At 61.4% G+C, this 9,408-nt stretch carries 9 protein-coding genes; 4 read left to right on the top strand and 5 right to left on the bottom strand.

Annotated elements, in window-relative coordinates; genetic code table 11:
* Positions 1–68: 68 nt before the first annotated feature.
* Together NKK51_RS25825 and NKK51_RS25820 are read right to left on the bottom strand one after the other, a co-directional pair.
* The gene (locus NKK51_RS25825; RefSeq protein ID WP_352555022.1) at positions 69–437 is read right to left on the bottom strand and encodes a four helix bundle protein; all 369 of its coding nucleotides are present in this window, start codon (positions 435–437) and stop codon (positions 69–71) included.
* Between the two features lie 54 nt (positions 438–491).
* Entirely contained in the window at positions 492–1,928 is a 1,437-nt protein-coding gene (locus NKK51_RS25820; protein WP_023809183.1) for a glutamine synthetase family protein, read from the bottom strand.
* A 163-nt stretch (positions 1,929–2,091) separates the two neighbouring features.
* On the opposite strand from NKK51_RS25820, the gene NKK51_RS25815 reads away from it, so the two are divergent.
* On the top strand, positions 2,092–2,808 hold the full coding sequence (locus NKK51_RS25815) for an HAD family hydrolase (protein WP_352555021.1): 717 nt from the start codon (positions 2,092–2,094) through the stop codon (positions 2,806–2,808).
* A 65-nt stretch (positions 2,809–2,873) separates the two neighbouring features.
* On the opposite strand, the gene NKK51_RS25810 is transcribed toward NKK51_RS25815, so the two are convergent.
* From NKK51_RS25810 to aceA, 3 genes are all read right to left on the bottom strand, one after another.
* Positions 2,874–3,326: an ANTAR domain-containing protein gene (locus NKK51_RS25810; RefSeq protein WP_023809181.1), complete on the bottom strand. Its 453-nt coding sequence runs from the start codon at positions 3,324–3,326 to the stop codon at positions 2,874–2,876.
* A 231-nt stretch (positions 3,327–3,557) separates the two neighbouring features.
* Positions 3,558–3,800, bottom strand: a complete 243-nt coding sequence (locus tag NKK51_RS25805; RefSeq protein WP_006202762.1) for an SMc00767 family acetate metabolism repressor — start codon at positions 3,798–3,800, stop codon at positions 3,558–3,560.
* Positions 3,801–3,859: 59 nt separating this feature from the next.
* A complete protein-coding gene (gene aceA / locus NKK51_RS25800) occupies positions 3,860–5,149 on the bottom strand; it encodes an isocitrate lyase (protein WP_352555020.1) in 1,290 nt (429 codons plus the stop codon).
* Between the two features lie 226 nt (positions 5,150–5,375).
* Between aceA and NKK51_RS25795 the strand changes: the two genes are divergently transcribed.
* From NKK51_RS25795 to NKK51_RS25785, 3 genes are all read left to right on the top strand, one after another.
* Positions 5,376–6,818, top strand: a complete 1,443-nt coding sequence (locus tag NKK51_RS25795) for a helix-turn-helix domain-containing protein (RefSeq protein ID WP_352555019.1) — start codon at positions 5,376–5,378, stop codon at positions 6,816–6,818.
* A 149-nt stretch (positions 6,819–6,967) separates the two neighbouring features.
* The gene (locus NKK51_RS25790) at positions 6,968–7,918 is read left to right on the top strand and encodes a DMT family transporter (RefSeq protein WP_023809178.1); all 951 of its coding nucleotides are present in this window, start codon (positions 6,968–6,970) and stop codon (positions 7,916–7,918) included.
* A 334-nt stretch (positions 7,919–8,252) separates the two neighbouring features.
* Positions 8,253–9,350, top strand: coding sequence for a polyamine ABC transporter substrate-binding protein (locus NKK51_RS25785; RefSeq protein ID WP_352555018.1), 1,098 nt, complete (start codon positions 8,253–8,255; stop codon positions 9,348–9,350).
* The last annotated feature ends 58 nt before the right edge of the window (positions 9,351–9,408 follow it).

The raw sequence follows: 9,408 nt of genomic DNA, 5'->3' as shown, positions 1-9,408 counted from the left end.
GAGTAGGGGAGTAGGGGAGTAGGGGAGTAGGGGAGTAGGGGAGTAGGGGAGTAGGGGAGTAGGGGAGGCTATTCAATTGCAAGTTTACGGATGAGAAGTCGAAGAAGCTTTCCCACACTTTCGGTACTCGCCAACAATGGAGCGGACGTCGCTTTCGGCGCGATGCCAATACGTTCAGCAATCAGAAGCTGAGTTTCCAGTTCCTTCAATGATCCTTGGGCAATACGGAGAAACTGCAGATAGGAGCCTCGAATTTCCCTGCCATACCCCTCGGCTATGTTTGCCGGCACCGATGTTGCAGAGCGCCGCACTTGGCTGGTCAGTCCATAAAGTTCTTCTTTGGGCCAGGATTTCGTAGCACCGTAGACCGCCACCGCAAGATCCATCGCCTGCTCCCAAACAAGCAAGTCCTTGTAGGATCCTGTTTTTTCGGTCATCCGTCCCTACTCCCCTACTCCCCTACTCCCCTACTCCCCTACTCCCCTACTCCCCTACACATTCAGCAACAAATACTCCCGCTCCCACGGGCTGATCACTTCCATGAAGGTCTCGAACTCCGCCCGTTTGATCGCCGCATAGGTCGCGGCGAAGGACTTGCCCAGATGCGCGCAGAGTTCCTCGTCGCCCTCGAACAGGTCGACGGCTTCGAGCAGGCCGCGCGGCAGGTCGATCTCGTCGGCATTGGCGGTGGTCAGCACGGGAGGCTCGGCCTTGATCTTGTTGGTGATGCCGATCAGCCCGCAGGCAAGCGATGCCGCCAGCGCCAGATAGGGGTTGGCATCGGAGGACGGGATGCGGTTTTCGACGCGCCGTGCCGCCGGATCCGAGCGTGGCACGCGAAACGCCGTGGTGCGGTTGTCATAGCCCCATTTGTTGTTGACCGGCGCCGACGCCGCCTGTGTCAGCCGGCGGTAGGAATTGACATAGGGCGCGAACATCACCAGCGCGTTCGGCACATGCTTCTGCATGCCGCCGATGAAGTGGAAAAAATCGTCTGTTTCCGAGCCGTCGGCGGCCGAAAAGATGTTCTGTCCGGTCTTCTTGTCGATGATCGACTGATGGATATGCATGGCGGAGCCAGGCTGCCCTTGGATGGGCTTGGCCATGAAGGTGGCATAGATTTCGTGCTTCAGTGCTGCCTCGCGAATGGTGCGCTTGAACATGAACACCTGATCGGCCAGTTCGATCGGATCGCCGTGGCGCAGATTGATCTCCAACTGGCCGGCGCCTTCCTCGTGTATCAGCGTATCGATCTCCAGGCCCTGGCTTTCGGAGAAATGGTAGATGTCGTCGATCAGTTCGTCGAATTCGTTGACGCCGGCGATCGAATAGCCGGCGCCGCCGCCGATCGCGCGTCCCGACCGGCCGACAGGCGGGGTCAGCGGATAGTCCGGATCGGGATTCTTGCGCACCAGGTAGAACTCGATCTCGGGCGCCACCACTGGCTTTAGGCCGAGCTTGTCATAGGCAGCCACCACACGCTTCAACACGTTGCGCGGCGTGAACTCGACTGAGCGTCCGTCCTGGTGGACGAGATCGCAGATGACCGCGGCCGTCGGGTCTTCTTCCCAGGGCACCACCGTCAGCGTCGACAGGTCCGGCATCAGTTTGAGGTCGCCGTCGTCTTCCGGGTAATGGAAGCCGTTGCCATCCTCGGGGTAGCCGCCGGAAATCGTTGTCATGAAAACTGCCGACGGCAGCGCCAGCGAGGTGTTGGAGGTGAATTTCTTCGACGGCATCATCTTGCCACGCGCGACGCCGGCCTGATCAGGCGTGATGCACTCGATATCCTCGATGCCGCGCCACTCCAGCCAGGCGCTGACTTCCTTCCAGTTCTTGACGCCCCGTTGGTTTTTCACGAAGGCAGGCGTACGGACACGTCCTCCGCGGCTCGACGGACGGACTTCCTTTTTTGCAGGCGGCATCATTCACCAGATTGGGTTGCGGATTGTGGAGTATAGCCGTGCCCCCCTGTGGAAGGGAAGGGGAGCCGCGTCGGGCATTGGCCGGTGCGGTTGAAAATCACGCCAATCGGCCTAGTTTCGGCCGTCGCAATTCCAATCGAGGCCCAAATCTTAATCGAGAAATTGAATGCGGCCCAACGGCAAACTGACGACGATCGGATTCGATGCCGACGACACGCTGTGGCAGAACGAGCAGTTCTTCCGGCTGACGGAAAAGCGCTTTGCCGCCATGCTCGTCGACCATGGCGAAGCCGAGCATATCTCGGCACGATTGCTGGAGGCCGAAAGGCGCAACCTCGCCGTCTATGGCTTCGGCATCAAGGGATTTACCCTGTCGATGATTGAGACGGCGATCGAGGTCACGCAAGGCCGCGTACCGGCCTCGGTCATAGCAGAGATTCTCGATGCCGGCCGCGAAATGCTGAGTCATCCGATCGAGGCCTTGCCGCACGCCCGCGAGACGGTCGAACAGCTTGCCGGCGCATTCCGCCTCGTGCTGATCACCAAGGGCGACCTCTTCGATCAGGAGCGCAAGCTGGCTGGCTCAGGCCTTGGCGACCTGTTCGACGCGGTCGAGATCGTCAGCGACAAGAATGCAGCCATCTATAGCAGGCTTTTCAACCGCCACGGCGATGGTCCGGCGAAAAGCATGATGGTCGGCAACTCGCTGAAGTCGGATGTGGTGCCGGCCATCGAGGCCGGCGGCTGGGGTGTCCATGTGCCGCACGAACTGACGTGGGTGCTGGAGCATGTCGAGGCGCCGGTAACCGAATCGAGGTTCCGCCAGATATCCGATCTCGGACAACTGCCCGGATTAATCGAAAGCATCGTGAATGCAGGTTGATCACAGCATCCAGCTATTTGGTTTCTGGTTCCCGTACGGAAACTCCGAGTACTTTTCTGGTTGCTCTAGCGGCCGATGAGGCGATCGATCACCGGTTGCAACCGTTCGGGCGTGATCGGCTTGGCGACCACCACGTCGATGATACCAGACAGGCCCAGACTTTCCGTCGCGCCATTCTTGGTTGACAGCAGGATTACCGGTGGCAGCGATTTGCCCGAGGCGCGGCGCAACGCGGCGATGCTGGACATCAGGTTCTCGCAGTCCTTGTTGTCGGCGCCGCCGTCAAGGACAACCACACCGGGAATGAGGGACCGCAAGATCCTTGCCGCCGTGTCGGGAGATTCCGAAATCGGCTTGAGCCCGGATCGCTCGACGATCTTTGAAATCACCACGCGATTGATTGGCGATTTCCCGACGACAAGCACCTGCGACGGATCACGGATCGCCTCGGCGCTCGAGTCACGGGTCGCCAGATTCGGATGTCTTGGAGTCTCGCCTTCGCGGTTCACCGGGCACACAAGTCGGCCAAGAAGCTCGCCCCTATTTCAATGCAGAGTTGAATCCGGAGCGCAATTGGCGTGAGATCGGAGCCTATGTCAAGTTGAAATAAAAGTACCCTAAATCATCGCCGGGAGCAGTGAATTTCAAGCAACGCTACTGTACTCAACTGTCCACACGTGAGCTTGATGAAAAGAAAATTCACCTGCGCAGAGGCTGCGCAGGTGAAGGGTCGGTTGCGTGGATTTCGGTCAGCCGTGGCTCTGCTGCGTGACGATCACCGGGATCAGCAGATCGCCCCAGTTGCCGTCGCCGCCGTGATGTCGTGCCGAGCGCACGAGCTCGACCGAGACGCCCGCCTCGACCGCCTTCATCACCGACTGGTTGAGGCGGTGCAGGTCGTTGGCCAGCATGCGGATCGTCGCCTGCTGGTCGACGCTCATCGTCGTCGACTGCTCCTCGGCGCGTTCCTTGACGCGGCTTATCGATGCCATTGGTCTTCTCCTTGTGTTCCAAGCCCTGTTGGGCGTTTCCTCTGTATTTCTGTGATCCGCTATTCCGCGGCTGGTTTGAACTGCGCGTGCTCGGTCGATTCATGCATGGCGGTGGTCGACGACTTGCCGCCGGTGATCGCCATAGACACGGCGTCGAAATAGCCGGTGCCGACCTCGCGCTGGTGCTTGGTCGCGGTGTAGCCATTGGCTTCGGCCGCGAACTCCGCTTCCTGCAACTCGGAATAGGCCGCCATCTGCCGCGCCTTGTAGCCGCGCGCCAGTTCGAACATGCCGTAATTGAGCTGGTGGAAGCCGGCGAGCGTGATGAACTGGAACTTGTAGCCCATGGCGCCGAGCTCCTTCTGGAACCTGGCGATCGTCGCGTCGTCGAGGTTCTTCTTCCAGTTGAACGAGGGCGAGCAATTGTATGCGAGCAGCTTGTCGGGATGATGCTTGCGCACGCCCTCAGCGAATTTCCTGGCCTGTGCCAGGTCGGGTTTCGAGGTCTCGCACCAGATCAGATCCGCGTAAGGCGCATAGGCGATGGCGCGGGCGATGCAGGGCTCGATGCCGTTCCTGACATGGTAGAAACCTTCCACCGTGCGCCCGGCGTCGTAGTCGACGAAAGGCTGGTCGCGTTCGTCGATGTCCGAGGTGAGCAGCTTGGCGGCTTCCGCATCGGTGCGCGCGACGACCAGGGTCGGCGTGCCCATCACGTCCGCCGCCAGGCGCGCGGCATTGAGGTTGCGGATGTGCGCCGCGGTCGGGATCAGCACCTTGCCGCCGAGATGGCCGCATTTCTTTTCCGACGCAAGCTGATCCTCATAGTGGACGCCGGCGGCGCCCGCCTCGATGAAGGCCTTCATGATTTCGAAGGCGTTGAGCGGTCCGCCGAAGCCGGCTTCCGCGTCGGCAACGATCGGCGCGAACCAGGTCTCGACCGAAAGCCCGTTGCCTTCGGAGGTCTCGATCTGGTCGGCGCGCTGCAGCGTGCGGTTTATGCGCTTGACCAGTTCGGGCGCCGCATTGGCCGGGTAGAGCGATTGGTCCGGATACATCGCACCAGCCGTGTTGGCGTCGGCGGCAACCTGCCAGCCCGACAGGTAGATCGCCTTCAGCCCGGCGCGCACCTGCTGCATCGCCTGATTGCCGGACATGGCGCCGAGCGCGTTGACGAAGTCCTCCTCGTGGATCAGCTTCCACAGCCGGTTGGCGCCCATTTCGGCGAGGCTCTGGCGGATCTGCACCGAACCGCGCAGGCGCTTCACATCCGCCGCGGAGTAGGGCCGTTCGATACCGTCGAAGCGACCTTCCGGGGCCGATGGGACGAGGTTGTAAAAATCAGTCATTGGTCACTCCGAGGGATTGCTGATCTGTGTCAAGGCGTCAAGAATTTGGGGTCGTTGGGTATGACTGGATTTACATTTCTGCGCGAAATCAGCCACATAAATCCACAAAGCCGGCAGAATATAAGAGAAAACCTGTGTTGTGTTTGACAGAGGTGCATTGTAAATTTGTCATTGTTGTAAAAGGCCAAAGCCAGAAAATTCGTGTAAATGCTGTAAAGGACAGTCCGTGGCTGACCAGAAGATCTTCGCCGGGCCGCGCATCCGCCGCATCCGCAACGCCAAGGGCCTGACCCAGACGGCGATGGCCGAGGGTCTTGGCATTTCGCCATCCTATCTCAATCTGATCGAGCGCAACCAGCGGCCGCTGACGGTGCAGCTGATCCTCAGGCTGGCCTCCGTCTACAAGGTCGATCCACACGAGCTGCAGGGCGAGGCGAGGGGATCTGTCGCTGCCTTGAAGGAAGTGTTCACCGACCCTCTGCTGGTCGGCGAGTTGCCGGGTGATCAGGAACTGATCGAGCTTGCCGAGGCGGCGCCCAATGCGTCCGCGGCGGTGATAAAACTGTTCCGCGCCTATCGCGAGCAGGCCGAGCGCCTGTCCGATCTCAACGAGCTTTTGGCGCGCGAAGGTCGGGCGACGGCGCTTTCCGGCGCCCGCCTGCCGATCGACGAGGTGCACGAGATTTTCGAGCGCCGGCCGAACCATTTTGCTGCCCTCGAGGAGGAGGCCGCGGCGTTCACCTCGGTGCTCGATCCCGGCGACGATCTGTTCGGCGCGCTGAAGGCCTGGCTGAAGCGCGAATATGGCATCGTGGTCAAGGTGCTGCCGGTCGCGACCATGCCGAACTGGCGCCGCCGTTATGATCGTCATTCGCAGCGCCTGTTCCTGTCCGAACGGCTGTCGCCGTTCGACCAGCTGCGCGAAGTCGCGATGGAGGCCTGCCTGATCCGCATGACGGTCGCGGTCGCCGGCGAGATCCAGGCGCTCAAGCTGAGCACCGACGAGGCGCGCCGCCTGGCCCGCTTCGAACTTGGCCGTTATGCGGCGCATGCGCTGATGATGCCCTATCAGGCCTTTCATGCGGCTGCCGTGCGCGCCCGCTATGACATCGATGTCCTGCGTTCGCGCTTCGGGGTCTCTTTCGAACAGGCAGCCAACCGGCTGACCATGCTGCAGCGGCAGGGTGCCTCGGGCGTGCCGTTCTTCATGCTGGAGGTCGACAATGCCGGCAACCGCTTCCGCAAGGCCGGCAGCCAGGGGTTTCCGCAAAGCCGCTTTGGCGGCGGCTGTCCCAAGCTGCCCGTGCATGTTGCCTTCACCCAACCCGGCCAGATCTTTGTCGAGACGGTGGAAATGCCCGACGGCGCCGAGTTCCTGTGCATCGCCCGCACACTGGAAGGGCCGCAAGGCGCGTTCTCGGAACGCCCGCGCCGCACCGCATTGCTGCTTGGCTGCGACATCGGCTTTCGTGACGACATCGTCTATGGCGCGGCATTACCCGGTGCGGCAATCACCGCAAAGGCTGGCAGTATCGCGGCGACGCCGGTCGGGCCTGCCTGCCGGCTTTGCGAACGCGTCGGCTGCCTGGCGCGCGCCGAGCCGCCGGTGACGCGCCCGCTCGGCCTCGACGAGATGGTGACGGGCCTGAGTGCCTTCGATTTCCAGTAGCCGTGTTCCTCTGAAATAGGAGCAAGGTGCCACAATTGTCGCCGGCCGCTGGCTCAGTTCCGGCCTGCGCCTTTGCGGTACGCGAACAGAGCATCTTTTTGTCGTCCCTTGCGCATCGTCCCGTCCACAAAAGCCCGACAGTCGCGCTCATGATCGATACCGCATCGCCGATCGTCGCATCGCCAGCCGTCTCGCCGCGCGAGGAACGCGTCGGCATGCTTTTGGTCTTCCTGTCGGCGCTGATGTGGAGTTTCGGCGGCACCATCGCCCGCTTCATCACTGTCGGTGACAGCTGGACGGTCATTTTCTGGCGCTCCGTCTGGGCAGCCGCCTTCCTGGTCTGCTTCATGGTCTGGCGTGACGGCTGGCGTGGCACGCTGAAGCTGTTCCGCGACATGGGTCTGCCCGGCCTTGCCGTCGGGATCTGCTTCGCCACCGCATCCACAGCCTTTGTCGTCGCGCTGGCCTACACCACCGTCGCCAACATCCTGTTGATGCAGGCCGGCGTGCCGTTGCTGGCGGCGCTGTTTGCCTGGGCATTGTTTCGCGAAAGGGTTGGTGTCGCGACATGGGTGGCAATCGCCGCCGTCATCACCGGCGTCGCCATCATGGTGTCGGAATCGCTGGATGGCGCCGTCTCGCCCATAGGCGATGGGCTGGCGCTGTTGATCGCGGTCATGTTCTCGGTCGCCACCGTCATCACCCGGCGGTTTTCCGGCGTGCGCATGACGCCAGCGACGTGCCTCGGCACCATGCTCGCGGCCGGCTTTGCCGTCTCGCAGGCATCGACCTTCGCCGTGTCGGTCAGCGACATGGGCTTTCTGTTTGCCTTCGGCGTGGTCAATCTCGGCCTCGGCCTCGCCTTCTTCGCCACCGGAGCGCGGCTGATACCGGCGGCCATCGCGGCGCTGCTCGGCACGTTCGAACCGATCCTCGGTCCGATATGGGTCTGGCTCATCCATTCCGAGGTGCCGTCGGGGCGCACCATCATTGGCGGTGCGGTGGTTGTCACGGCGCTGCTCGTCCATATCGGGCTCGAATTCAAGCGCCAGGCACGGCCCGAACGCGCCGGGGTCACCGGGGTGCCGTCGCCTAATTGAAGCGGCCTGCAGCTTTGCCATTGACAACGTCGCTGCAGCACGGGCAGGCTGGGAATACGGCAACAACAAGACAGGCGTATCTTGCCAAGTCTCCCAGCCGGTCCGATCGAGACCGGACCATATCGTCGTATCTCTGCCCGCGCCACGGCGAAAGCCTATGATGGTATGCCTCCCAGCCCGCCTCAGGGGCATCGAGCCATCTCATCGAACCGCCTGCATGGTCTCGGCAGTTCGCGCTTGTCGCCCCTTGGAAAGCTCAATAGTCTGAAGAAAATGCCGGTCGCGCTGATATCGCGACGAGCCGGTGAAGGAACACTCATCAAAGGAGAATAGCATGATCCGCAAAGCGCTCTGGCTTTCGGCAACCTCGGCATTCCTGACACTTTTCACCGTCGGCGGTCACGCCGAGGATCGTGTCGTCAACGTCTTCAACTGGTCGGACTACATCGACAGTTCGATCATCGACGATTTCACCAAGGAAACCGGCATCAAGGTCGTCTATGACACCTTCGATTCCAACGAAATCCTGGAAACCAAGCTGCTTGCCGGCGGCAGCGGCTACGACGTCGTCGTGCCCAGCGGCAACTTCCTCGCGCGCCAGATCCAGGCCGGTGTGTTCCAGAAGCTCGACAAGTCGAAACTGCCCAACATTTCCAACATGTGGGATACGGTTACCGAGCGCACCGCCAAGTACGACCCCGGCAACGAATACTCGGTCAACTACATGTGGGGCACGGTTGGCATCGGCTACAACATCAAGAAGGTGCAGGCGGCACTCGGCACCGACAAGATCGACAGCTGGGATGTCTTCTTCAATCCCGATAGCCTGGCCAAATTGAAGGACTGCGGTGTCTACGTGCTGGACTCGCCGGCCGACATCATTCCGGCCGCACTGAAATATCTCGGCCTCGACCCGAACAGCACGTCACCCGATGATATCGCCAAGGCCGAGGAGACCTTGCTCAAGGTCCGGCCTTACATCAGGAAGTTCCACTCCTCCGAATACATCAACGCGCTCGCCAACGGCGATATCTGCCTGGCCGTTGGCTGGTCGGGTGACGTGTTCCAGGCCCGCAACCGCGCGGTCGAGGCCAAGCAGGGCGTCGAAATCGGCTATTCCGTGCCGAAGGAGGGCGCGCAGATGTGGTTCGACCAGATGGCGATCCCTGCCGACGCGCCGCATGTCGCGGAGGCGCTCGAGTTCATCAACTACATGATGAAGCCGGAAGTTATCGCCAAGTCGTCGAACTACGTGCTCTACGCAAACGGCAACAAGGCCTCGCAGCAATTCGTCGACAAGGCATTGTTGGAGGATCCTTCGGTTTATCCCGATGCCGAGACCATAAAGAAGCTCTACACCGTCTCGCCGTACGATCCCAAGACCCAGCGCGTCATCACGCGCACCTGGACCAAGATCGTCACTGGCCAGTAAGCAATCCGACACGGTCCCGGCAGCCACCTGCCGGGACCGTTTCTACCTGGGGCAAGAA

Source organism: Mesorhizobium sp. M0011 (assembly GCF_040324155.1).
Taxonomy (GTDB): domain Bacteria; phylum Pseudomonadota; class Alphaproteobacteria; order Rhizobiales; family Rhizobiaceae; genus Mesorhizobium.
The sequence above is the reverse complement of the archived record's forward strand: the minus strand, read 5'-3'. Positions and strand labels throughout refer to the sequence as shown.

What these genes read in the sequence shown, in the direction of transcription:
- NKK51_RS25825 (WP_352555022.1), bottom strand. Translation starts at nt 437, where the DNA reads ATGACCGAAAAAACAGGATCCTACAAGGACTTGCTTGTTTGGGAGCAG.
- NKK51_RS25820 (WP_023809183.1), bottom strand. Translation starts at nt 1,928, where the DNA reads ATGATGCCGCCTGCAAAAAAGGAAGTCCGTCCGTCGAGCCGCGGAGGA.
- NKK51_RS25815 (WP_352555021.1), top strand. Translation starts at nt 2,092, where the DNA reads ATGCGGCCCAACGGCAAACTGACGACGATCGGATTCGATGCCGACGAC.
- NKK51_RS25805 (WP_006202762.1), bottom strand. Translation starts at nt 3,800, where the DNA reads ATGGCATCGATAAGCCGCGTCAAGGAACGCGCCGAGGAGCAGTCGACG.
- aceA (WP_352555020.1), bottom strand. Translation starts at nt 5,149, where the DNA reads ATGACTGATTTTTACAACCTCGTCCCATCGGCCCCGGAAGGTCGCTTC.
- NKK51_RS25790 (WP_023809178.1), top strand. Translation starts at nt 6,968, where the DNA reads ATGATCGATACCGCATCGCCGATCGTCGCATCGCCAGCCGTCTCGCCG.
- NKK51_RS25785 (WP_352555018.1), top strand. Translation starts at nt 8,253, where the DNA reads ATGATCCGCAAAGCGCTCTGGCTTTCGGCAACCTCGGCATTCCTGACA.